Source organism: Paracoccus sp. NBH48 (genome assembly GCF_015390265.1).
GTDB classification, from domain to species: domain Bacteria; phylum Pseudomonadota; class Alphaproteobacteria; order Rhodobacterales; family Rhodobacteraceae; genus Paracoccus; species Paracoccus marcusii.
Genome location: NZ_VUOJ01000005.1, coordinates 87,671 through 110,523, shown reverse-complemented (window position 1 = coordinate 110,523; position 22,853 = coordinate 87,671). Strand labels below are relative to the sequence as shown.

At 69.5% G+C, this 22,853-nt stretch carries 18 protein-coding genes and 1 pseudogene; 6 read left to right on the top strand and 13 right to left on the bottom strand.

Features of this window, described 5'->3' with window-relative positions; translation table 11 throughout:
• Positions 1–19 precede the first annotated feature (19 nt).
• The 7 genes from F1642_RS11750 to dusB form a co-directional block, all read right to left on the bottom strand.
• Positions 20–1,651 carry a TrkH family potassium uptake protein gene (locus F1642_RS11750; RefSeq protein ID WP_045982008.1) on the bottom strand — a complete coding sequence of 544 codons (1,632 nt, stop codon included), beginning with the start codon at positions 1,649–1,651 and terminating at the stop codon, positions 20–22.
• A 10-nt stretch (positions 1,652–1,661) separates the two neighbouring features.
• Positions 1,662–3,038 (bottom strand): Trk system potassium transporter TrkA, encoded by a 1,377-nt coding sequence (gene trkA / locus F1642_RS11745; RefSeq protein WP_046001114.1) that lies wholly within the window; start codon positions 3,036–3,038, stop codon positions 1,662–1,664.
• Positions 3,039–3,103: 65 nt separating this feature from the next.
• Positions 3,104–4,495, bottom strand: coding sequence for a sigma-54 dependent transcriptional regulator (locus F1642_RS11740; protein ID WP_194886310.1), 1,392 nt, complete (start codon positions 4,493–4,495; stop codon positions 3,104–3,106).
• Positions 4,492–6,753 carry a PAS domain-containing sensor histidine kinase gene (locus F1642_RS11735; protein ID WP_148911917.1) on the bottom strand — a complete coding sequence of 754 codons (2,262 nt, stop codon included), beginning with the start codon at positions 6,751–6,753 and terminating at the stop codon, positions 4,492–4,494. Before F1642_RS11735 ends, F1642_RS11740 begins: the two co-directional genes overlap by 4 nt.
• Before the next feature lie 73 nt (positions 6,754–6,826).
• Positions 6,827–8,272, bottom strand: coding sequence for a sigma-54 dependent transcriptional regulator (locus tag F1642_RS11730; protein WP_194886309.1), 1,446 nt, complete (start codon positions 8,270–8,272; stop codon positions 6,827–6,829).
• A 12-nt stretch (positions 8,273–8,284) separates the two neighbouring features.
• On the bottom strand, positions 8,285–9,397 hold the full coding sequence (locus tag F1642_RS11725) for a nitrogen regulation protein NR(II) (protein WP_045982013.1): 1,113 nt from the start codon (positions 9,395–9,397) through the stop codon (positions 8,285–8,287).
• Entirely contained in the window at positions 9,394–10,395 is a 1,002-nt protein-coding gene (gene dusB, locus F1642_RS11720; protein ID WP_194886308.1) for a tRNA dihydrouridine synthase DusB, read from the bottom strand. The genes F1642_RS11725 and dusB overlap by 4 nt, the downstream gene beginning before the upstream one ends.
• Positions 10,396–10,636: 241 nt before the next feature.
• Between dusB and F1642_RS11715 the strand changes: the two genes are divergently transcribed.
• Complete coding sequence (locus F1642_RS11715) at positions 10,637–12,019, top strand: L-serine ammonia-lyase (protein ID WP_046001118.1); 1,383 nt, start codon at positions 10,637–10,639, stop codon at positions 12,017–12,019.
• On the opposite strand, the gene F1642_RS11710 is transcribed toward F1642_RS11715, so the two are convergent.
• On the bottom strand, positions 12,016–13,107 hold the full coding sequence (locus F1642_RS11710) for a sensor histidine kinase (protein ID WP_206692751.1): 1,092 nt from the start codon (positions 13,105–13,107) through the stop codon (positions 12,016–12,018). The two genes, F1642_RS11715 and F1642_RS11710, sit on opposite strands and share 4 nt — an antisense overlap.
• A 259-nt stretch (positions 13,108–13,366) precedes the next feature.
• Here F1642_RS11710 and F1642_RS11705 point away from each other — a divergent pair, with 259 nt between their 5' ends.
• From F1642_RS11705 to F1642_RS11695, 3 genes are all read left to right on the top strand, one after another.
• Complete coding sequence (locus F1642_RS11705) at positions 13,367–13,927, top strand: hypothetical protein (RefSeq protein WP_194886307.1); 561 nt, start codon at positions 13,367–13,369, stop codon at positions 13,925–13,927.
• Between the two features lie 112 nt (positions 13,928–14,039).
• The gene (locus F1642_RS11700) at positions 14,040–16,226 is read left to right on the top strand and encodes a YjbH domain-containing protein (protein WP_052715298.1); all 2,187 of its coding nucleotides are present in this window, start codon (positions 14,040–14,042) and stop codon (positions 16,224–16,226) included.
• Positions 16,227–16,234: 8 nt separating this feature from the next.
• A complete protein-coding gene (locus F1642_RS11695; protein ID WP_255522405.1) occupies positions 16,235–16,885 on the top strand; it encodes a YjbF family lipoprotein in 651 nt (216 codons plus the stop codon).
• 152 nt (positions 16,886–17,037) lie between these two features.
• On the opposite strand, the gene F1642_RS11690 is transcribed toward F1642_RS11695, so the two are convergent.
• The 4 genes from F1642_RS11690 to F1642_RS11675 all read right to left on the bottom strand — a co-directional run bounded on the left by F1642_RS11690 (position 17,038) and on the right by F1642_RS11675 (position 19,511).
• Complete coding sequence (locus tag F1642_RS11690) at positions 17,038–17,241, bottom strand: hypothetical protein (protein WP_369799442.1); 204 nt, start codon at positions 17,239–17,241, stop codon at positions 17,038–17,040.
• A 198-nt stretch (positions 17,242–17,439) separates the two neighbouring features.
• A complete protein-coding gene (locus F1642_RS11685; RefSeq protein WP_045982018.1) occupies positions 17,440–18,222 on the bottom strand; it encodes a metal ABC transporter permease in 783 nt (260 codons plus the stop codon).
• 6 nt (positions 18,223–18,228) lie between these two features.
• A complete protein-coding gene (locus F1642_RS16550; protein ID WP_127899057.1) occupies positions 18,229–19,008 on the bottom strand; it encodes a metal ABC transporter ATP-binding protein in 780 nt (259 codons plus the stop codon).
• Positions 19,005–19,511: a Fur family transcriptional regulator gene (locus tag F1642_RS11675; RefSeq protein WP_369799443.1), complete on the bottom strand. Its 507-nt coding sequence runs from the start codon at positions 19,509–19,511 to the stop codon at positions 19,005–19,007. The genes F1642_RS16550 and F1642_RS11675 overlap by 4 nt, the downstream gene beginning before the upstream one ends.
• Between F1642_RS11675 and F1642_RS16545 the strand changes: the two are divergent.
• Positions 19,483–20,660, top strand: a pseudogene (locus tag F1642_RS16545) (zinc ABC transporter substrate-binding protein). The gene F1642_RS11675 and the pseudogene F1642_RS16545 overlap by 29 nt on opposite strands.
• Positions 20,661–20,810: 150 nt before the next feature.
• The gene (hemP, locus tag F1642_RS11665) at positions 20,811–20,987 is read left to right on the top strand and encodes a hemin uptake protein HemP (RefSeq protein WP_064503568.1); all 177 of its coding nucleotides are present in this window, start codon (positions 20,811–20,813) and stop codon (positions 20,985–20,987) included.
• A 612-nt stretch (positions 20,988–21,599) separates the two neighbouring features.
• Here hemP and F1642_RS11660 read toward each other — a convergent pair.
• The gene (locus F1642_RS11660) at positions 21,600–22,760 is read right to left on the bottom strand and encodes a pseudouridine synthase (RefSeq protein WP_194886305.1); all 1,161 of its coding nucleotides are present in this window, start codon (positions 22,758–22,760) and stop codon (positions 21,600–21,602) included.
• Positions 22,761–22,853: the final 93 nt, after the last annotated feature.

The window sequence follows — 22,853 nt, the reverse complement described above, 5'->3', positions numbered from 1 at the left end:
GGCAACATTTGGGCCACACCTAGCGGCGCCAGAACTCCGGAGAGAACAGCGCCAGCACCGCCAGCGTCTCGATCCGGCCCAGGACCATCGCGCAGGCCAGCACCGCCTTGGTGAAATCGGGCAGGCCCGACCAACCCTCCCACGGCGCGGAGGCGATGCCGGCAGTGCCTTCAAAGGCGGGCGTCAGGGGAATGGCGCTGGCCAGCGGGCCGGCATTGGTCAGCGCGGCGATGGACAGGATGGTCGCGGTCTCGAACTCGATGGCGTGGATGGACACCAAACTGACCACCAGCGCGATCGAAATCGCGAACAGCATGAAGAAGATGAACGCCAGATAGGCGCCTTCGCGGCGCAACCTTCGGGCGATTCGCCCGCCGCCGGACACGGAATGGGGGTGGATGATCCGCTCCATCTCGCGCTGGCCGTGGGTGGCCAGCGCATAGACGCGCAGCAGCTTGACGCCCCCCGCGGTCGTGGCGATCCCGCCCCCCATCAGAGCCAGCCCCGCCAGGACCAGCCCCGGCGCGTCCAGCCCCGACCAGGACCGCGCCCCCGCCCAGGCGACAGAGGTCCAGCCGGTCGTGGTCAGATAGCTCAGCGCGCTGAACATGCTGCCCCACATGGCCGACAGGGCGCGCCCGACCTCGGCCATGCCGGTCGGATCGGGGGGCGCCGCGCGGTCGACCTCGATCGCGCCCAGGAAATGGCGCAGGAACAGCATCACGCCCACCCCCAGGACCAGGCCCAGCGCCATGCGCAGTTCGGGGTCCTCGATCAGCCGCTCGGTCGCGCGCAGTTCCGCGCCCCCGGGCCAGAAGCGCCGCGACAGGGCGGGGATCAGGAAGATAAAGACCAGCATCTCTCCGGGAATGCCCGAAGCCTCGCCCGACGGCCCGATCACGGGAGAGATGCCCGACGTCGACAGCGTCCCCATCGCCCGCGTCAGCGCCACGAAGGACGGATCGCCCAGCATCAGCAGCCCCACCCACAGCACCAGCGTGAAGCCCAGATAGAGCGGGCCCACCTGCAGCGCAGCGCGGCCCAGCCGGCTGGCGGGATCGGCCAGTTGCGTGTCGAAGCTGGGATCGGACAGGTGCAGGACCGGGCGGCGCGGCTGGTCCGACGGCGGCAGGTGCTCGCGGTATTCCTCGCGGCCATAGGGGTTCGACATGATCTCGAACCCGCCGACGCGCAGCGGCGCCAGGATCGCGACCGCCGCCACCAGCACGAAAAAGCCCCCCATCCAGCCCACCATCGACCGCCACAGATGCAGCGGCAGCGGCAGCAGGTCGGCCGAATACAGCGACGCCCCGGTGGTGGTCAGCGACGACACCATCTCCCACCAGGCGTTGAAGAACCCTGTGTCAGGCTGGCTTTCCGCAAAGGGCACGGCCAGCAGCAGCGGCAGCAGCCCATAGACCCCCAGCATCAGCAGCAGCATCTCTCGCGCGGTCTGGCCGCGGGGGTTGGCCTGCGCCGCAAGCCCGATCAGCCCGCAGAAGGTCAGCGTCAGCAGCGCCGCATAGAAGAAGTTGCGCGCGATTGCGGCGTATCCCGTGACCGAGGCAAAGCCCGCAGGCGCCAGCATCAGCACCGCCGCCAGCCCGACCAGCAGCACCAGCAGCGGCATCCGCAGAAGAAAGCCCGTCATCCCCCGCCCCTCAGAAGAAGTCGATCGAGACCTGCAACAGGCGCTCGACTTCGGGGACGTCCTTGGTCAGGGCAAAGATCAGCACGATGTCGCCCTCGTCGATGCGGGTGTCGGCCAGCGGCTTGACCACCCGGTCGCCCTTGCGCACCGCACCCAGCAGCGCGCCTTCGGGGAAGTCGATGTCGCGGATCGCGCGGCCCGCCATGGGGCTGGTGGACAGGACCTGAGCCTCCATCACCTCGGCCTCGGCATCGCCGACGGAATAGATGTCGCGCACGCGCCCGTGGCGGATGTGGCGCAGGATCGTGGACACGGTCGTCGATCGCGGGTTGATATAGGCGTCGATATCCAGCGCCCCCATCAGCGGCACCAGCGTGGGGTCGTTGATCAGCGCAATGGCCATTTTCGCCCCCGCCTGCTTGGCGCGCACCGAGGCCAGGATGTTGGTCTTGTCGTCGTCGGTGACCGCCAGGACGGCGTCGGCCTGGGGGACGGCGGCCTCGTCCAGGATCTCGGCCGACAGGCCGTCGCCGTTCAGCACGATGGTCCGTTCCAGACGGTCGGCCGCGAATTCGGCACGCCCCCGGTCGCGTTCGATCAGCTTGGCGCGGATGCGGTCCGGCCGCGCCTCCAGCGCCTGCGCCACCGACAGGCCCACATTGCCCGCCCCGATGATGGTCACGCGCTCCTGCTTGCGGGCGGGCTTGCCAAAGATGTCCAGCGTGCGCGCCACGTCGTCGATGTGGCAGAAGACATAGATCTGGTCCTCGGCGAACAGCTGATCACCCGGCTCGGGCGCGAACAGCCGCCCCTTGCGGCGCACCCCCGCCACGATGGCACGCAGGCTGGAGAACAGCTCGGTCAGCTGGCGCAGCGGCGTATTCAGCGCCGGGCAGTCCGGTTCCAGGTCGATCCCCAGCAGCTGGATCTTGCCGTCCATGAAGGTCTCGACGTCGAAGGTCGACGGCGCCGAAAGGCGCTGCAGGGCGGCCAGCGCGACCTCGCGTTCGGGACTGATGACCACGTCGATGGGCAGGTGCTCGGTGCGGTACAGATCGGAATAGATCGCGTCCAGATAGGCGCCCGACCGCAGGCGGGCGATCTTGCGCGGCACCTGGAAGATCGAATGCGCGACCTGGCAGGTGACCATGTTCACCTCGTCCGAATGGGTCGCGGCGATGATCAGGTCGGCGTCGCGCGCGCCGGCGCTGTCCAGGATGTCGGGATGGCTGGCAAAACCCGTCACCCCCTGCACGTCCAGCGATTCCGTGGCCCGGCGCACCAGGTCGGGATTGTTGTCGATGACGGTGACATCGTTGCGCTCGCCCGACAGGTGGCGCGCGATCTGCCAGCCGACCTGCCCTGCCCCGCAGATGATGATCTTCATGCGTCACCCTTCCTGTCCCGCGCCCCCTTGCCTAAGCCGGGCGCGCGGTCCGCGCAAGCGGCAGGCTATTTGCCCATCATCAACTCGTCCTCGCCGCGCATCCCGCCGACGACACCAAGCGACTTCAGCTTGCGGTGCAGCGCGCTGCGCTCCATGCCGACGAACTGCGCGGTGCGGCTGATGTTGCCGCCGAACCGGTTGATCTGGGCAACCAGGTATTCGCGCTCGAACAGCTCGCGCGCCTCGCGCAGCGCCATCGCGGTGACCGATGGCCCCAGGCTCAGCGTGTCGCTGTTGTCCGGCGTGGCCCCCTGGGGCTCCAGTTCGGACGGCAGGATCGGCCCGTGGCTTTCCGCCAGGATCAGCACGCGTTCAATGACGTTGCGCAGCTGGCGGATGTTGCCGGGCCAGCGCATCGACTGCAGCGCGGCCACGGTCTCCTCGGGCAGATCGCGCGGCGTCAGGCCCTGGCTCTTGTGGAACTGCTCAATGAAATGGCGCGCCAGGGCCGCGATGTCGTCGCGCCGGTCGGCCAGGGACGGCACCGCGATGGGCACCACGTTCAGCCGGTCGAACAGCTCCTGCCGGAACCGGCCGGCGGCGATTTCCGCCACCAGGTCGCGGTTCGTCGACGACAGCACCCGCAGGTCGACCCGCACCTTGTCCGCGCCGCCCGCGCGCACGAACTGCTGTTCGGTCAGCACCCGCAGGATCTTGGGCTGGGTGCCCATGGGCATGTCGCCCACCTCGTCGAAATAGATGATGCCGCCATGCGCCTGCTCCAAGAGGCCCGGCTCTATCCCGCGTTCGGGGGATTCGCGGCCGAACAGCACCTCCTCCATGCGCTCGGGCTCGATCGTGGCACAGGGGACGGTGACGAAGGGCGCCGACGCGCGCGGGCTGTGCGCGTGGATATAGCGCGCGGCGCTCTCCTTGCCGGTGCCCGGCTCGCCCGCCAGCATCACCCGGCCGTTGGACCGCGCCACCTTGTCCAGCGCGTCGCGCAGCCGCTTGAAGGATGCGGACTGGCCCAGCATGTCGGCCACGCGGTCGCCGCCGCGCCGCAGGCTGCTGTTCTCGCGGCGCAGGCGGGCGGTCTCCATCGCGCGGTTGATGACGACCATCAGCTGGTCGATGTTGAAGGGCTTCTCGATGAAATCGTACGCCCCCTGCTTGATCGCGGCGACCGCGATCTCGATGTTGCCATGCCCCGAGATGATGATGACCGGCACGTCGGGATTGTTGCGCTTGACCTGTTTCAGGATGTCGATCCCGTCCATGCGGCTGTCCTTCAGCCAGATGTCCAGGATCATCAGCGATGGCTCGCGGTCGTTCAGGGCCGCCACGGCCTCGTCCGAATTCGCGGCCATGCGGGTGTCAAAGCCTTCGTCGCGCAGGATGTCGGCGATCAGTTCGCGGATGTCGCGTTCATCATCGACGATCAGGATGTCGTTCATGGTGTCGCCTCGTCTTTTTCTTGTCTGCTCTTGGTCTTGGGCCCCCGCACGGGATGGCGTTCGCGGGGCAGCCGGATCTCGGCCATGGCGCCCGGCGGATCGGGCGCATCGGTCAGGGACAGGCTGCCGCCATGTTCCTCGACGATCTTCTTGACGATGGGCAGGCCCAGCCCGGTGCCGTGGCTTTTCAGCGTCACATAGGGTTCGAACAGCCGCGACCGGTCGGCGGGCAGGCCCGGCCCGGTATCGGTGATGCGGATGCAGACGGATTCGGGCTGCACCTCCAGCGCGACGGCGATCTTCGGCGTCCAGCCGGGGATCGCCTGCGCGGCCTGTTCGTCGATGGCCTCTCCGGCGTTCTTCAGCAGGTTGGTCAGCGCCTGGCGCATCATCCCCGCGTCGCAGTCGACGATCACCGGCTCCTCCGGAATGTCGCGGACGATGGTCGCGTGCAGGGCATCCTGCTGCAACAGCAGCACCTGGCGCAGCAGCGCGGCCAGGTCGGTCTCGGCCCGGTCGGGTTCGGGCATCCGGGCAAAGCGGCTGAACTCGTCCACGATCCGGCGCAGGTCGTTCGTCTGGCGGATGATCACCTCGGTGTACTGATCCAGCGCGGCGCGGTCGCCCTCGGCCGCCAGCGGGCCGAACTTGCGGCGCAGGCGTTCGGCGGACAGCTGGATGGGCGTCAGCGGGTTCTTGATCTCATGGGCCACGCGGCGGGCGACGTCGCCCCAGGCGGCCATGCGCTGCGCGCTGACCAGTTCGGTCACGTCGTCGAAGGCCACCACGTATCCCTCCAGCGCACCGTCCGCGCCGCGGCGCACGGCCATGCGGACCAGCAGGCTCTCTACCCGGCCCTCGCGCATCAGGCGGACCTCATCCTGGATCGTCTCGGCGACCGAGGCGGACAGGCGCGCGAACAGCGGCGCGAATTCCGGCACCACCTCGGACAGCAGGGCATCGATGTCGCGTTTCGCATCCAGCCCCAGAAGCCGGCTGGCCGAGCGGTTGACGAAGTCGATTTCTCCGGCCGCGTCCAGCCCGATGACCCCCGACGTGACCGAAGTCAGAACATTGTCGAACAGCCGCCGCTGGTCATCGGACAGGCGATAGCTCTCGACCAGCTCCTCGCGCTGCGTCTTCAGCTGGCGGGTCATGCGGTTGAAGGCCTGGCCCAGGGTCTGGATCTCGTCCCCGGTGCGGACCTCGGGAACCTGCACGTCCAGATCGCCGCGCCCCACGCGGTCGGTCGCCTGCGCCAGAAGACCGATGGGCCGCGACAGGCGGGACGCGAACCACAGCCCCAGCCAGATCGCCGCCGCCACCAGCAGCAGCGCAAACCCCAGATAGACCAGCGAAAACTCCAACAGGACCTGGCTGCGCATCGCCTCCAGCTGGCGATAATCGCCCGCGGTCGCCCGCGTGTCGTCCACCAGCCCCAACAGGTCGCCATCCACGTCGCGTGTCACGTACAGGTATCGGTCGGCCAGCGGCGGCAGCGCGACAAGCGCCCGGAACTCGTCATTCGCCCAATCCTCGATCAGGGCGATGCCGTCGGCCTGCGCGCGGTCCAACTGGTCGGCGCCCGGCGCCTCGTACCAGAACAGATAGCTCCGCTCGCCCCGGGCGCGGATCTCTCCGGCGCCGTTGATGATATAGGCTTCGCGCAGGCCGCGCTGGATCAGGCCCTGGCCCTGCACCAGCAGCTCGCGCATCTCTCCGTCCTCGATCAGGGGATTGGCGCGCCCCGCACGGGTCAGGATGCTGGCCAACGCGCGCGCATCCTCGGTCAGATCGCCGCGATGTTCCGCGTGATAGGCCTCGGCCGCGGCCTGGGACGTGGTCACGACCTGCTGCACGCGGTCGGAGAACCAGCCCTCCAGCCCGATGTTGACCAGAAATCCGGCGAACAGCGCGACCAGCACCGTGGGCACCAGCGCCAGCCCGCCAAAGATCGCGACGAGCCGTGCATGCAGGCGCGATGCGGGCGCCGTGCTGCGCCGGGCCGAGATCAGCCGCGCCATGCGCGCGACGATGAACCCGATCAGCACGATCAGAAAGGCCAGGTCCGCCAGCAGGACCACCCGCAGGGTCGCGCCCTGCATGCCCCGACCGAACGGCCCCATCACCGCCAGCGTCGCCACGGCCAGTGCCACGCCCGACAGCACGATGCCCCAGGTCAGCGCCCCGCGCCACGGTCGGGGCAATCGGATACGGGCCAGCCTGTCCCAGCTGAGCCCCGATGCCAAACCTGCCATATCCCCCACTTGCCGTCTTTCGCGGCTTTTGTTGCGGGCGCGCGTGTCCTTCGCGCTGGTCCCTGTGGCGGTTTTACATCAGTTTGCGCCTCCGTGTCACCTCGATATTCAGCTCGGTCAGTTTCTTGCGCAACGTATTGCGGTTGATCCCCAGCAGATCGGCACAACGCAGCTGATTTCCCCCGGTCGCATCCAGCGCCACCTGCAGCAGCGGGCGTTCCACCTCGCGCAGGATGCGGTCATAGAGGCCCGGCGGCGGCAGCGCGTCGCCATGCAGGTCGAAATAGCGCTGCAGATGCGCCTCGACCGAATCCGACAGGCGCGATCCGACCTGCGGCAGGCTGACGACGCCCGCGGGTTCGGGCGCGGGGGCAAGGGCCGATACCGGGGCCGCCGCGGGGGCGCGGTGGCCCGACTGCTGGGACAGCGCCTCGCGCATCTCGGCGGTACTGATGGCGGGGCCGCTGGCAGTCAGAGCCAGGCGGCGCATCATGTTCTCCAGCTCGCGGACGTTGCCCGGGAACGGATGGGCGCGCAGCATGGCGGCCGCATCGTCCGACAGCATCCGCTCCGGCAGGCCCTGCGCGGCGGCACGGGCCAGCAGATGCGCCGCCAGCGGCAGGATGTCGTCCACCCGCGCGCGCAGGGGCGGCACGCTGACGGTGACGCCCGCCAAGCGGTAATACAGGTCCGACCGCAACCGGCCCGCCGCCACGTCGGCCTGCGGATCGGACCCGGTGGTCGCCACGATGCGGGGCGCATGGGCGCGGTCGGGGCCGGCCTCCATCGTCTCGATCAGGCCGATCAGGCGGGCCTGCGCGCCTGTATCGAACCCGGCCGGGTTCTCGATGATGATCGTGCCGCCGCGGGCCTTGTCGGCGGCGCGGGCGATCGCCTCCTCGGTCGCGTCGGACGAGGTCAGGACCGCAAGCCCCCGATCGCGCCGGTCCGACAGCTCGTGAAAGCTGCGCGCGATGGTGGTCTTGCCCACCCCCGCCTCTCCGGCGATGATCACCGGCAGGTCGGCGTTCAGCACCCGCGCGACCATGCGGAACAGCGCCTGCATCGACGGTGCGTGACCGATCAGCGGCATGGCCGGGTCCGCCGCCTCGCGCGGGGCGGGCAGCGGTTCGGGGATCGGGTCGGACTTGCGCGGGCGGCGGGACAGGGCCTGGTTCGCCTTGGACATCAGGTCCGGCAGATCGAAGGGCTTGGGCAGGTACTCGAACGCCTCGGCCTCGGTCGCGCGGATCGCGGTGACGATGGTGTTCTGGGCCGAGATCACGATCACCGGCAGGTCTGGCCGCGCCTCGCGGATGGCGGGGATGCGGTCGATGCCGTTGCCGTCGGGCATCATCACGTCGGTGATGACCAGGTCGCCGCGCCCCTCCTCGACCCATTTCAACAGCTGCGCCAGGCTGCCCGTGGCGTGGACGCGGCATCCAGCGCGGGTCAGCGCCTGCGTCAGCACCGTGCGGATGGTGCGATCGTCGTCAGCAATCAGAACGGTGCCGTCCATGGGTTCAGGTCCTTATGCCTTGGGCAGGGAGATGCGGAACACGGTGCGACCGGGGCGGCTGTCCACCCGGATCAGCGCGCCGTGGTCGGTGATGATCTTGCTGACCAGCGCCAGGCCCAGCCCGGTGCCGTTCTCGCGGCCCGAGACGAAGGGCTCGAACACCTGGTCGGCGATGGCCGGGGGGAAGCCGGGGCCGTTGTCCTCGATCTCGATCTGCAGGGGCAGCGGGCGGCCCGTGGGATCGGTCTCGTCGGGGGGGCGGCGCAGCGTGTGGTCGTAATGGGTGCGCAGGCGGATCGCGCCGCCGGCCTTGCCGTCCAGCGCCTCGGACGCGTTCTTGACCAGGTTCAGGCAGACCTGCACCAGCTGGTCCGCATCCGCCAGCGCCGCAGGCAGCGAGGGGTCGTAATCGGTCACGATCTGCACGTCGCGCGCAAAGCCCGCCTTGGCCGACCGGCGCACCTGTTCCAGCACGTCGTGCACGTTCAGCGCCGACAGGCGCGGGGCCGAGGTGTCGCCGAACCGTTCGACCTGGTCCAGAAGCGCCACGATACGGCGCGATTCCGCGACGATCATCTCGGCCATCTCGCGGTCCTCGGGGGTGGCGTTCATGGCCATCAGCTGGGCCGCGCCGCGGATGCCCGCCAGGGGGTTCTTGATCTCGTGGGCCAGCATCTCGGCCATGCCGATGGCGCTGCGGGCGGCGCTGCGGACATGGCGGGCCTGGTGCGCGCCATCATCGTCCTGCGGCACGATCAGCAGCGACACCGACCCGCCGGCCCCGTCCGCGGGGCCCGCATGCACGGCCGCCCGCCGCGCCTGGTGGTTGCCGGTCCGGTCGCCGATCTCAAACTGGACACTGGTCTGGTACAGCGCCTCCTCGCTGGCACGCACGCGGGCCAGCAGCGGCCCCAGGCCGGGCTGCAGGCGCAGGCGCATCGACATCTCGTCCCCGTCCAGCGCGCGGCCCAGGGTCGAGTTGCGCGACAGGTTCAGCCAGATCTCGGCGGCGTCGTTCATCGCAGCCACGCGTCCGTCGGCGTCCAGGATCAGCGCGGGCAGCGGCAGCGCCGCCCAGCCCGGTCCGGGGGCCGCCTCACGGAAATCGCGCGGCCGAGGCGTCATGCGGCCACCCCCGCGGCATCGCCGAAGGCACGGGCGATCAGGTCCAGCGTCGCGCAGGGCGTGTCGGCCCGCATCATCTGGTCGCGCAGCGGGGCGCCGTTCGCATCCGCATACCAGCCCAGATGCTTGCGCGCGACGCGCAGGCCCAGGTCGATGCCATAGAAGTCCAGGATGTCCTCGTAATGCTCGGCCACCAGATCGGCCAGCGCCGCGCCCTGCGGCACGCCGGGCGCGGGCGTGCCCCACAGATCATGCGCGATCTGCGCCAGGATCCAGGGCCGCCCCTGGGCGCCGCGACCGACCATCACCGCATCCGCCCCCGACGCCGCCAGGGCCGCACGGGCGCTGGCGGCATCGACGACGTCGCCATTGGCCACCAGCGGCGGGCGCGCCGGCAGGTCGGCCACGGCGCGGATCGCGGACCAGTCGGCCTGCCCCTTGTAGAACTGCGCCCGCGTGCGGCCATGCACGGTCAGCATCGCGACCCCCGCATCGCGCGCCCGCGCCGCCAGATCGACCGCGTTCAGGCAGTTGTCGTCCCAGCCCAGCCGCATCTTCAGCGTGACGGGCACGTCGACCGCCCCCACGACCGCATCGACCAGCGTCATCGCGTGATCCAGGTCGCGCATCAGCGCCGCGCCGGACAGCCCGCCGGTGACCTTCTTGGCGGGGCAGCCCATGTTGATGTCGATGACGCGCGCCCCCATGCCGGCCACGATGCGCGCGGTCTCGGCCATGGGCGCGGCTTCGCGGCCCGCGATCTGGACGCTGACGGGCAGCGCCCCTTCGGTCAGCGCCTTGGCGCGCACGGCGGCACGGGTCGACGGGCGCGGTGTCACCATCTCGGTCGAGGCGACCATCTCGGACACCATCAGGCCCGCGCCGAACCGCGCGACCGCGCGGCGGCAGGGGACATCGGTGATCCCGGCCATCGGCGCCAGGAAGACCGGCGGGCCAAGAGGTGTGTCACCAAGCATGATCGGGTCGGGCAATCGCATGTTCTGTTCCTTCACCCCGGGGCAGACCGCCCGCAAGAACGGCAGGGGGCGGCTGGCCTGCCCAAATCGCAGGCGCGTCCCGGTTGCCTGCAAACCGGGCATGTTGCAATCATCTTAAGCAGACCGCGCGCCAAGGCTGCAAGCGGGCCGATGTCGCAACCGGAACCGGAAGCGACGTGGACGGTGGTGGCGGCGGGGCCTGCGTCGTGCTTGGATGGGCGCGGAAATGCAAGGGGGTGCCATGTTTCTGTCGGTGTTCGATCTGTTCAAGCTGGGGGTGGGGCCCTCCTCCTCGCACACGATGGGGCCGATGGTGGCCGGCCAGCGGTTCCTCGACTCCCTGCGGGTGCAGCCGTTCCGGGCGCATGGGCTGCGCGCCAGCCTGCATGGCAGCCTGGCCTTCACCGGCAAGGGGCACGCAACCGACCGCGCCACGATCCTGGGTCTGGCGGGCTTCACCCCCGCCAGCATGGACATGGACGCGGCCGAGGCCGCGCTGGCCCGCAACCGAGAGACCCGGCTGCTGGAACCGCAGGGGCTGGGCCCGCTGGTCTTCGACCCCGAACGCGACCTGCGGTTCGATTACGACCACACCCTGCCCGGCCATGCCAACGGCATGACCCTGTCGGCGACCGACGCGCAGGGCGACGTGATCTATCACCAGATCTACTACTCGATCGGCGGCGGCTTCGTGATGACCGACCAGGAGCTGGCCGACAAGGCGGGCGCGGTGCGCAGCGATGCCACGTCCAGCGTGCCCTATCCCTTTGCCAGCGCGGCCGAGATGCTGGAGATGGCCCAGGCCTCGGGCAAGTCCATCGCCCGCATGAAGGAGGCCAACGAGCTGTGCTTTCGGTCCCGTCCCGACATGCTGGCGGGGCTGGACCGCATCTGGACCGCGATGCGCGACTGCATGGACCGCGGCCTGTCGACGGACGGTGTCCTGCCCGGCGGGCTGCATGTGCGTCGGCGCGCGCGCGCGATCCACGCCAAGCTGGTCGAGGAACGCGGCCTGAACATGACCGCGCCCCATGTCATCAACGACTGGATGTCGGCCTATGCGATGGCCGTGAACGAGGAGAACGCCGCCGGCGGTCAGGTCGTCACCGCACCCACGAACGGCGCCGCCGGCACGGTGCCCGCGGTGATCCGCTATTGGCTGGACCATGTGCCGGGCGCGTCCGAACGGCTGCTGCCCGATTTCCTGCTGACGGCGGCGGCGGTGGGCGGGCTGATCAAGCACAACGCCTCGATCTCGGGCGCGGAATGCGGCTGCCAGGCCGAGGTCGGATCCGCTGCCGCGATGGCCGCCGCGGGCCTGGCCGCCGTCTTGGGCGGCACCCCCCAGCAGGTCGAGAACGCCGCCGAGATCGCGCTGGAGCATCACCTGGGCATGACCTGCGACCCGGTGCGCGGCCTGGTGCAGGTCCCCTGCATCGAACGCAACGGGCTGGGCGCGATCAAGGCCGTGGCGGCCGCCAGCCTGGCGCTGCGCGGCGACGGCAGCCACATCGTGCCCCTGGACGCCGCCATCGAGACGATGCGCCAGACCGGCCGCGACATGTCCGAGAAGTACAAGGAGACGTCGCTTGGCGGCCTGGCCGTGAACGTCCCGAACTGTTAGGGGGTCAGCTGCCCGCGCAGCGTGTAATGCAGGCCCTGGGGCAGGAATTCGGCCTGCCCCTCGCCGTTGAAATAGGCCGGGACGATCATGTTCACCAGGCGCGACCCGAACCCTTCACGCGTGGGCGCGGCCACGACCTGACCACCGGTCTCCTGCCAGTCCAGCGCGAAGTCGTCGCCCATGACCGACCAGGTCAGGTCGACCATGCCCAGCGGGCTGGCCAGCGCGCCGTATTTTGCCGCATTCGTCGCCAGTTCGTACAAGGCCAGCGACAGGCCGACTGCCTGCTGGCTGCTCAGCGGCACGGGCGGGCCGGACAGGCGGATGCGGTCGTTCCCGACCAGATGGGCGCCAATGGATCGGGCCATCACCTCGGTGATGTCGGCGCTTTCGCCCAGGCCCGTGAACAGGCCCTGTGCCTTGGCCAGCGCCATGATGCGCGCGCCGACCGTGTCGCGGGCCTCTTGGATGCTGGTCGCGTTGCGCAGGCTGGAGGACACCACGGTCGAGGTCACCGACAGGATGTTCTTGATCCGGTGCAGCAGCTCTTCCTGCATGACCTGCTGGTTGCGGCGTGCCAGCACCAGCGCAGTCATGTCCACGGTAATGTTCATCAGACCCGCCACGCTGCCGTCGTCGTCGTAAAGCGGGCTGTAGCTGAAGGTCCAGAACGTCTCCTCGTCGAACCCGTTGCGGGTCATGACAAGGCGCATCTCCTCGGAATAGGTGCCACGGCCGGACAGCGTCTGGTCGACCAGCGGCTTGACGTCGTCCCAGACATCCGCCCAGATCTGCTGGAAGGGCTGACCCAGGGCCCGCGCCTCCTTGCGGCCCAGGACGGGCGCATAGGCGTCGTTGTACAGCATGATCAGCTCGGGGCCCCAGAACATGCAGGACGCATGCCGCTGCGCCAGCATCATCCGCACAGCGGTCGTCAACGCGACCGACCATTCCGAGATCGGCCCCAGGGGCGTGGCCTGCCAGTCAAAGTTTCCGGTCGCACGCGCCATCGGCCCGTCGTCCCAGGAAAATCGCGCCGGTTCGGGCCGCGCGGCGGGCCCCCGGGCGTGCTGTGCAGATCCCGTCATGTGGGTGCCACCAGAGAGAACATCACCGAAACCTATGCCGGTTCCCGTATGATATTCAACGAATAACCCTCGATGCAGCCGGTTTCGCACCAATATTCATCATTTATCAACAAGGTGAACCGTCCGGTGCGGCCGGTCCATGCGGCGGCGACATGCCGGGACGGGGGCGTGACGCTTGCCCCCTGTGGCTGCGGTTGCTAACGCTTGGCAGACAGTGATCCCGCGACAAATCCGCCCAGAACCAGAAGGCCAAAGCCCCATGTTCCCCCGCCTTGCCATCCTTGCCCTGATGACCCTGCCCCTGGCCGCCTGCGACACCCAGGTGATGACCGACCTGCGACGCGGGGTCGGCCTGGACGACGCCGCAGCCCAGCCCGAAGAGCCGACCGGCCCGCGCCCGCCCGCCGTCTCTCCGCTGGAACAGCCGATCGAGACGGGCACGGTCGGGCGCGTCGTGCCCACCGCGGAACCGGTGACCTATCGCACCACCGCCTTTGTCGCGGGCGGGAACGAACCGGCCTGGAACGTCGAGGTCAGCGGCGACATGGCCGTCTATCGCACGGCGGACAACCAGACCGGGCGCCAGATCCCGGTGAACCGCCTGGTCTTCAGCCAGGGCGTCGAATACATCGGCGTGCTGGGCGGGCGGCCCTTCGTGCTGAACCTGCGGGCGGCGAAATGCAAGGACAGCATGGTCGACGAGACCTATCCGCTGACCGCGCGCCTGACCGTGAACGGCCAGACCCAGCCCGGCTGTGCACAGCCCGCCGCCCCGGCCGCACCCGCCACAGCCGAGGCCGCACCGGCCGCCGCCGGTTGACGCGCGCGCACGGCTCACGCATTCGTGTGTCGATCCGTGCCGCAAAGCCTGCCACTGCGCCTGACGATCCTGCCCTGCCCGCCCTGATCCTGCCGCCGAAAGGAAGCCGCCGATGCGCCGCTCGCGACTGACCCGCCAGCTGATGGCCACCACCCTGCCCCTGGCCCTGATCGTGGGGTCGGGCGTCGGCGTCGCGACCGCCGACCCGATGCTGGGGCGCAACATGTCGACCTATGGCCTGCCCGGCGGCATCGACACGCCCACGGCCGAGACGATGCCCGACGGCAGCCTGGGCGCGACGCTGTCGCTGTCCGACTATGCCCGGCGCGGCAACGTCTTCTTCCAGGCGCTGCCGGGGCTGACGACGGTCCTGCGCTATGGTCGCGTCGACGGGATCAACGATTACCGGCAGGAGGGGTTCATCTCGGACCGCTCGCTGGACCTGCGCTATCAGATCGTGGACGAGGACGGCTGGCGCCCCGCGGTGGCCGTCGGCCTCCAGGATTTCCTGGGCACCGGCGTCTATTCGGGTGAATACATCGTTGCGACGCGCAACGTGACGCCGACGGTGCGCGCATCGGTCGGCCTGGGCTGGGGCACGCTGGCGGGCAAGCCGCGCATCATCGACGTCGGCGACGAGGGCGGGACGCCCAATGTCGAGGACTGGTTCACCGGCGGGGCCAAGCCCTTCGCCTCGGTCAGCTGGCAGGTCAACGACCGCCTGAACCTGGTCGCGGAATACTCCAACGACATCTATCGCGCCCGCTACAGCGACGGCAACGAATACCAGCAGGGCGACGAGCCGGGCAGCAACATCAACCTTGCCGCCAACTATCGCTTTGGCCGCAACTACGAGGCCGGGCTTTATACCATCGGCGGAGAGACGATCGGCGCCCAGTTCACCATCGCGCTGAACCCGCGCGACGCCACCTATCCGTCGGGCCTGGAAAGCGCGCCGGCCCCGGTGCGTCCGCGGCCGGCGCCCGCGCAGGACCCCGAGGGCTGGTCGGGCGGCTGGTCGCAGGACCCGACCGCCCAGCCCGCCATCCAGAAGGCCCTGGGCGACGGCATGGCCGACGAGGGGATGCTGCTGGAAAGCATGGCCCTGGCGCCGACCCGCGCCGAGGTCCGCCTGCGCAACCAGCGCTATATCAACCAGGCCGAGGCCGTGGGCCGCACCGCGCGCCTGATGACCCGCGCCCTGCCCCCGTCGGTCGAAACCTTCGTGATAACCTCGACCAGCGACGGGATGCCGACCTCGTCGGTGACCCTCCGCCGCAGCGATGTCGAGCGGCTGGAGAACACCGAGGCCGGGCAGATCGCCGCCGCATCCACCCTGTCGGACGCCGCACCGGGCGCGCCGGGGCTGGTGGCCAGCCAGGGCCTCTATCCGCGGTTCCGCTGGTCGGTGAAGCCCTATCTGGACCTGGGCATCTTCAGCGCCGAGGACGGACTGACCCACGAGGTCGGCGCCGAGGCGCGTGCCAGCTATGAGCTGATGCCCGGCCTGATCGCCACCGGGGCCCTGCGCCAGCGCGCCTTCGGCGACATCGGCCAGCGCGGTCCGGGCATTCCGGGCCAGCGGGGCGAATACTACAGCCCCGACGAGTATGAATCTAACCCTGCCTTGGAAACCACGCCGCAGGGCGTGCCGCGGGTGCGGTCCGACACGCGGATGTACACGGGCAATTCCAGCCCGGTGATCCCGGAACTGACGCTGGCTTGGTACGCCAAGCCGTCGGACGCGATCTATACCCGCGTGACCGTGGGCCTGCTGGAACGCGCCTATGGCGGCGTCTCGGCCGAGGCTCTGTGGAAACCCGCCAATTCGCCCCTGGGCTTTGGCGCCGAGATCAACCGCGTCCGCAAGCGCGACTTCGACCAGTTGTTCGACTTCCGCGACTACGAGGTCACGACCGGCCACGTCTCGGCATACTACGAGTTCACGCAAGGTTTCACCGCCCAGCTGGATGTCGGCCAGTACCTGGCGGGGGACGTCGGTGCGACCGTGACCCTGGCGCGCGAGTTCGCGAACGGCTGGCAGATCGGCGCCTATGCCACCAAGACCGACCTGTCGGCCGAGGAATTCGGCGAGGGCAGCTTCGACAAGGGCGTGACCCTGTCGATCCCGCTTGGCTGGGCCACGGGCCAGGCCAGCCGCGACCGCGTATCGACCAACATCCGCTCGCTGTCGCGCGACGGCGGATCGAGGGTCAATGTCAACGGACGCCTGTACGACCGTGTTCGCGAAAGCCACACCGTCGATCTTTACGAAGGCTGGGGGAGGTTCTGGCGATGAGCAGAGCGATGCAGACGCGCGCAATCCTGGCCGGGGTGGCCTTGGCCGCCCTGTCGGCCTGCGGCAATACCGGCGCGGACGAGGCCGGGGCCAGCCCGCTGTCGGTTCTGGCCCAGACCGCGACCCAGGCCATCACGGCCCGCGGGGCGGCCCAGCCGGCGCAACCCGCCCCCAACCCCCAGCAGGCCGCGGCCGAGGCGTTGCGCGTCAATCCCGGTCCGCTGATCCAGGCGACGTTCGAAAGCCCTGCCCGCACGCAGGTCCTGGCGCTGACGGGGACGAACGGTGCCATGCGCACCTACATGACCCCCGACGAACAGGCGGTGATCCTGCGCGGCGGCATGCTGATCGGCACGCGCGGTCTGGGCCGCGACCTGTCGGTGGCGGAACCGGGGACCGAGGTGCTGATCCGGGCGGGCCAGTCCGGCAGCGGCACGCGCGTCATGCGCTATCTGTCGGGCGACGGGCTGGAACGGCCGCTGCAGTTTTCCTGCACCACTGCGCCCGGCCCCAACCCCGGCGTGATCCTGGAGACCTGCGAAGGGCATGGTGCGACCTTCCAGAACAACTATCTGGTCCAGAACGGGCAGATCCCCGTATCGCGCCAATGGATCGGGCCGGGCCTGGGCTATGTGACCATCCAGACGCTGCGTCCCTGACAGGCAACACCGGAACGGAAAGACCGGCCCTTTGCGGGGCCGGTTTTTTCATGCGCGGGTGCCATGGCGGGCAGGCCTGCGGGCAACGAAAAAGGGGCTGGCCAAAGGCCAGCCCCTTGTGGCTCGGACCGTGCGAACGATCCGATCCGATATCAGCTGTCGTCGTCGTCCGAAGCGACTGCGGCGATGACGCCCAGCAGCAGCAGGGCGGGGACGACCAGGCCAGCGTTCGAGGAAGCGGGCTGCTCCTCGACGATGACGGGCTCGACTTCCACGACGGGGGCGACATAGCCACCGGCCAGAGCCGAGGTTGCGGTCAGGCCGAGAGCGGCCGCGAAAGTAGCGAATTTGGTCATGATCATGCTCCGTTTCGATTGACGGCTGCCATTTCTGGCAACATCGAGGCGACAGTTACACAAACCCGAACAGTTGAAAAGCAGCATTGAATTGATTCCCCCGTGGGCTTGCAACCACTGTTGCATATTGGCCAACACCTGTTTCGGCACTTGGTTCCGGCCCCCGCAAACCCCCGGAAAAACTGTGACAATTCGGCACTATGCCCGGCGAAGTGCCTGTGAGACGACGAAAAAGATCGCCGCCGCGGTCACGATCGAGGGACCCGCCGGCGTGTCGAGTCGCAAACTGGCCCACAACCCCAGGATGACGGATGCGGCGGCGATCAGGGCGGCGCCGGCGGCCATCCGCTCGGGGGTCCGGGCCCATGTGCGGGCCGCCGCCGCCGGCACGATCAGCATCGCCGAGATGAGGAGCGAGCCCACCACTCGAATCGCCAACGCGACCACCACGGCCAGCGCCAGCGACAGGACCAGGCGCTCGACCCGCGGGTCGATCCCCGCGGCCATGGCCAGCTCCTCGTTCAGGCTGCTGGTCACAAGCCGTTGCCAACGCAGGGCCAGGACCGCCAGAACCAGCGCCGCGCCCGTCCAGATCAAAACCAGGTCGGCACGGCCCACCGCCAGGATGTCGCCGAACAGATAGCTGGACAGATCGGACCGCGCGGCAGGCACGAAGCTGATGGCGACCAGGCCCACGGCCAGCGCGGAATGCGACAGCACGCCCAGGATCGTGTCCATCGCCTGCCCCCGCGTCACCAACGCCGACACCAGGCAGGCCATCGCCACCGCAACCGCAAGTGTCCCGGCATAGATCGACACCTCAAAGGCCAGGGCCATCGCGACGCCCAGGATGGCGGCATGGGCGGTCGAATCGCCGAAATAGGCCATCCGCCGCCAGACCACGAAACTGCCCAGCGGTCCCGCCACCAGGGCCAGCCCCAACCCCGCCAGAACGGCGCGCATGAAAAAATCGTCAAGCATCGGTGGTCACCCCTGCGCCCGGTCGGCGTGGTCATGGCCGCATCCCGGCCCGTGGACATGCGGCGTCAGGTCGTGGTCGTGGTCGTGGCGGTGCTGGTACAGCGCCAGCGTGCCCTCGGCCCCCGCGCCGAACAGGGCGCGGTATTCGGGGGCGGTGCTGACATGCTGGGGCGTGCCCTCGCAGCAGACATGCCCGTTCAGGCAGACCACGCGGTCCGACGACCGCATGACCACCAGCAGGTCGTGGCTGACCATCAGCACGGCCGCGCCGGTCTGCCGGCGCACCTCCTCGATCAGCTGATAGAAGGCCACGATGCCCGGCTGATCCAGCCCCTGCGTGGGTTCGTCCAGGACCAGCAGATGCGGGTCCGCCAGCAAGGCCCGCGCCAGCAGCACCCGCTGGAACTGGCCGCCCGACAGCTGGGTCAGTTGCCGCGCACCAAGGCCCGGAACGCCGGTGCGGACCAGCGCATCCTCGGCCTGGACGTCGGATACGCGCACGGGCAGCGACAGGAACCGGCGCACGGTCATCGGAATGGCCGTGTCCAGCTGAACACGCTGCGGAACATAGCCGATGCGCAGCCCCTGCCGCCGCGTCACCGCGCCGGAGGCCAGCGGCATGTGCCCCAACAGCGCCCGGATCAGCGACGACTTGCCCGACCCGTTCGGACCGACGACGGTCACGATCTCGGCGGGGCGGATGCGGAAATCGACCTGCGCCAGCACCGGTTCGGTCGTGCCGGGGCGGTGGATCGTCAGCGCGCGGGATTCGATCAGCGGGGTCATGCGACGCCTTCGGCGGCACAGGTGGCGCAGAGGCCCAGCGCCTCGATCGTGGCGCGTTCGACGCGGAACCCGCCCTGGGCCGCGACCGCGGTCAGCGCATCGCGGATCGGGGCGGCGGCGGCCTCTGCCACCTTGTCGCAACTGCGGCAGATCAGGAAGGCCGGATGATGGTCGTGCCCCGGATGCAGGCAGGCCGCAAAGGCGTTCAGTCGCTGCAGCCGGTGGGCCAGCCCATGCGTGACCAGAAACTCCAGCGCGCGATAGGCGACGGGGGGTTGGCGGCCGAACCCTTCGGTCGCCAAGCGGTCCAGCACCTCATAGGCGCCCATCGCGCGGTGGCTCTCCAGAAGGATCTCCAGCGTGCGGCGGCGGACGGGGGTCAGGCGCGCGCCCTGCTCGGCCAGCCGGGCCGCAGCCTCGTCCAGCGCACGGTGGGCGCATTCGCGGTGGTCATGCGGCGCAAAGGTCGCGGCGATGACATGGTCGTGGTCGTGGTCTGGCACGGGGGTCCTTCACGCAGCGATGCGTTACTTTATTACAATGCGGTTGACTTGTTACCCTGTAACACACAGAACCCTGCCATCGCAACAAACCCGCCCTGCAAAGGAGATCCCGATGCGCAGCCCTGCATCCCTTGCCGCCATCCTGTCACTGACCGCCGCCCCTGCCCTGGCCACCCCACAGGTCGTCACAGACCTGGTCCCCACCGGCGCCCTGGTCCAGGAGGTCATGGGCGATCTGGCCGAGGTGCGCGTCCTGCTGCCCCAGGGGGCCAGCGCGCATCATTACCAGATGCGCCCGTCGGACGCCCAGGCGCTGCAGGGTGCCGATGTGGTGATCTGGATGGGACCCGAGCTGACGCCCTGGCTGTCGCGGGCGTCGGACACCCTGTCGGGGGCCACGCAGCTGCGCCTGCTGGAGGTCGAGGGCGTCGCCCTGCGCGACTATGCCGGTGCAGCGTCGGAGGGTGACGCGGACCATGGCGACCATGCGGGTCATGACGACCACGCGGATCACGCCGGTCACGATCACGGCGATCATGCCGACCACGACCACGACCACGACCACGACCACGACCACGACCACGACCACGACCACGGGGACCATGCGGGGCATGATCATGTCCATGCCGGCACCGATCCCCATGCCTGGCTGAACCCCGCCAACGCGGCGCCTTGGCTTGACGCCATCGTCGCGACGCTGTCCGAGCAGGACCCCCAGAACGCCGCCACCTATCGCGCCAACGCGGATGCGGCGGCCGAACGCATCGCTGCCTGGACGACACGTTGCGCGAACGCCTTGCCCCGCATGCGCAGGACCGGTTCGTCGTGTTCCACGACGCCTATGGCCACTTCACCGATCACTTTGGCCTGCAGCCTGCGATCGCCGTGTCGCTTGGGGACGCCTCGACCCCGTCCGCGGCGCGCATCGACCAGATCCGCACCCAGATCGCCGAGTCCGGGGCCGTCTGCGCCTTTCCGGAATACGCCCATGATGCCGGCCTGATCACCACCGTGACCGAGGGCAGCGACATCCGCACCGGCGGCGAACTGAGCCCCGAGGGCGGCACGCTGTCCCCCGGCGCGGGCCAGTACGAGGTTCTGTTGACTCAGATGGCAGACACCATCGTCGATTGCCTTGCCGATCAGTGATCGCCCGTCCGGGCCGCCTTCGCGGCGGTCCGGACCACCTGTCAGCGGGTCGAAATCTGATCGTGAAGAATCCTGACTATTTTACTTTGACAAACCTGAACGAATTTGTCAGCATTGGGGCATCATCACTGTCCCAGCATGAGGCTGACCATGACCGCAACGCGCCCCGCCGATTTCACCCGTCCCGGCACCGCCATTCTGGCCCGGATGCCGCAGCATGACGCCACCGCCCTCACGCAGGGCGGAAACCAGGCGCTGATCGTCCTGGACGAGCAGGTCTATCAGCTGCGGATCACCCGTGCGGGCAAGCTGATCCTGACGAAATAGTCGATCGACCTTGGCAAAAGGGCCGCCCTCCCGGGCGGCCCTTTCGTCATGCGTGCTGTCGCCTGTCAGCCGCGGGGCTTGCCGCCGGGGCGGCCACCACCCTGCGGGCGATCTCCGCGCGCAGCGCCGAACGGCTTGGCCGCACCCGGCCGCGGCTTGCCCTGAAACTTGCCGCCCGCATCACCACGCGGACCGCCGAACGGCTTGCGACCCTCGGCCCCTTCGCCACGCGGTGCGCCATAGGGTTTGCGGTCGCCATCGGCACGGGGTTTGCCGAAGGACTTGCCCTCCGGGCGCGGACCGCCGAACGGCTTGCGGCCCTCGGCCCCTTCGCCACGCGGCGCGCCATAGGGCTTGCGGTCACCATCGGCGCGGGGCTTGCCGAAAGGCTTCCCCTCCGGACGCGGACCGCCGAACGGCTTGCGGCTCTCGGCCCCCTCGCCGCGCGGTGCGCCATAGGGCTTGCGGTCCCCATCGGCGCGGGGCTTGCCGAAGGGCTTCCCCTCGGGACGCGGGCCGCCGAACGGCTTGTGGCCTTCGGCTCCTTCGCCGCGCGGTGCGCCATAGGGCTTGCGGTCGCCATCGGCGCGGGGCTTGCCGAAGGGCTTCCCCTCAGGGCGCGGACCACCGAACGGCTTGCGGCCTTCGCCACCCTCGCCGCGCGGGCCGCCAAAGGGCTTGCGCGCCTCTCCGGGCTTGCCGGCAAAGCGCGCGGGGCGGGCATCGTCGCCCTGACCGGACATGCGGCCGCCCCCTTCGCCGGGGCCGGATTTCTTCCAGCGCGGCTTGTCGCCTGCGGGCCGGGGGCGGTCGCCGAAACCGCCAGCCGAATCGTCGCGGGCGCCAAAGCGCGGGCGTGCGCCGTCGGTGCCCGCGGGGCTTGGCACCCCAGCTGCGGGCCGGGCGGTCGGACTGACCGTCGCGCGGACGGTCGCCGAAGCCGCGGCCGGCGGGCTTGCCGTCAAAGCCCGGCTTGGGGCCGAAGCGGCGCGGGCCGGCATCGCCCCCCTCGGACCGGGCGGCGCGTTCGCCGGCAGCCCCGCGGGGGCGCATCTCGCGCGGCTTGTCCTCGACCTCTCCGGTCAGCAGGCCGCCCAGCTGGTCACGCAGGACCTTGCGCTTGACCTCGGTCACCTGGTTCTTGTCCATGCCGGTCAGCTTGAACGGACCATAGCCGATGCGGATCAGGCGGTTCACCTGCAGGCCGACATGGGCCATCGCGCGGCGGATCTCGCGGTTCTTGCCCTCGCGGATGCCCACGCTGATCCAAGCGTTCGCACCCTGCTGGCTGTCCAGCTTGATCTCCATGGGGGCGAAGTCCTCTCCCTCGATGGTGACGCCGCGGCGCAGCGGGTCGAAGGTCATGTCCGAGGGCGTGCCGTTCACTCGCACCCGGTACCGGCGCAGCCAGCCCGTCGCCGGCAGCTCCAGCCGTCGCTTCAGCTCTCCGTCGTTCGTCAGCAGCAGCAGGCCCTCGGAGTTCAGGTCAAGACGCCCCACGGTCATCACCCGAGGCATGTCGCGCGGCAGCGCGTCGAACACGGTCTGGCGGCCCAGCTCGTCGTTTTCCGACGTGATTAGGCCCAGGGGCTTGTAGTACAGCCACAGCCGCGTCTCCTGCGGCTCCTCCAGCTTCTTGCCGTCGACGGTGATCCGGTCGGTGGGCAGAACGTCCAGGGCGGGACTGTCGATCTTCTTGCCGTTCACGCTGACGCGGCCCTCGATGATCATCCGCTCGGCCTCGCGCCTGCTGGCGACACCGGCGCGCGCCATCACCTTGGCGATGCGGTCGGCTTCGGTGCGGGGGGGCGACCTGGGGGGCCTTGCGGTCGGGAATCTGATCGTCGGTCATGCGCGTCTCCTTCG

Excerpts from the sequence above, each read along its gene's own strand:
- F1642_RS11750 (WP_045982008.1), bottom strand. The coding sequence starts at position 1,651 with ATGACGGGCTTTCTTCTGCGGATGCCGCTGCTGGTGCTGCTGGTCGGG.
- trkA (WP_046001114.1), bottom strand. The coding sequence starts at position 3,038 with ATGAAGATCATCATCTGCGGGGCAGGGCAGGTCGGCTGGCAGATCGCG.
- F1642_RS11740 (WP_194886310.1), bottom strand. The coding sequence starts at position 4,495 with ATGAACGACATCCTGATCGTCGATGATGAACGCGACATCCGCGAACTG.
- F1642_RS11735 (WP_148911917.1), bottom strand. The coding sequence starts at position 6,753 with ATGGCAGGTTTGGCATCGGGGCTCAGCTGGGACAGGCTGGCCCGTATC.
- F1642_RS11730 (WP_194886309.1), bottom strand. The coding sequence starts at position 8,272 with ATGGACGGCACCGTTCTGATTGCTGACGACGATCGCACCATCCGCACG.
- F1642_RS11725 (WP_045982013.1), bottom strand. The coding sequence starts at position 9,397 with ATGACGCCTCGGCCGCGCGATTTCCGTGAGGCGGCCCCCGGACCGGGC.
- dusB (WP_194886308.1), bottom strand. The coding sequence starts at position 10,395 with ATGCGATTGCCCGACCCGATCATGCTTGGTGACACACCTCTTGGCCCG.
- F1642_RS11715 (WP_046001118.1), top strand. The coding sequence starts at position 10,637 with ATGTTTCTGTCGGTGTTCGATCTGTTCAAGCTGGGGGTGGGGCCCTCC.
- F1642_RS11710 (WP_206692751.1), bottom strand. The coding sequence starts at position 13,107 with ATGACGGGATCTGCACAGCACGCCCGGGGGCCCGCCGCGCGGCCCGAA.
- F1642_RS11705 (WP_194886307.1), top strand. The coding sequence starts at position 13,367 with ATGTTCCCCCGCCTTGCCATCCTTGCCCTGATGACCCTGCCCCTGGCC.
- F1642_RS11700 (WP_052715298.1), top strand. The coding sequence starts at position 14,040 with ATGCGCCGCTCGCGACTGACCCGCCAGCTGATGGCCACCACCCTGCCC.
- F1642_RS11695 (WP_255522405.1), top strand. The coding sequence starts at position 16,235 with ATGCAGACGCGCGCAATCCTGGCCGGGGTGGCCTTGGCCGCCCTGTCG.
- F1642_RS11690 (WP_369799442.1), bottom strand. The coding sequence starts at position 17,241 with ATGACCAAATTCGCTACTTTCGCGGCCGCTCTCGGCCTGACCGCAACC.
- F1642_RS11685 (WP_045982018.1), bottom strand. The coding sequence starts at position 18,222 with ATGCTTGACGATTTTTTCATGCGCGCCGTTCTGGCGGGGTTGGGGCTG.
- F1642_RS16550 (WP_127899057.1), bottom strand. The coding sequence starts at position 19,008 with ATGACCCCGCTGATCGAATCCCGCGCGCTGACGATCCACCGCCCCGGC.
- hemP (WP_064503568.1), top strand. The coding sequence starts at position 20,811 with ATGACCGCAACGCGCCCCGCCGATTTCACCCGTCCCGGCACCGCCATT.
- F1642_RS11660 (WP_194886305.1), bottom strand. The coding sequence starts at position 22,760 with ATGGCGCGCGCCGGTGTCGCCAGCAGGCGCGAGGCCGAGCGGATGATC.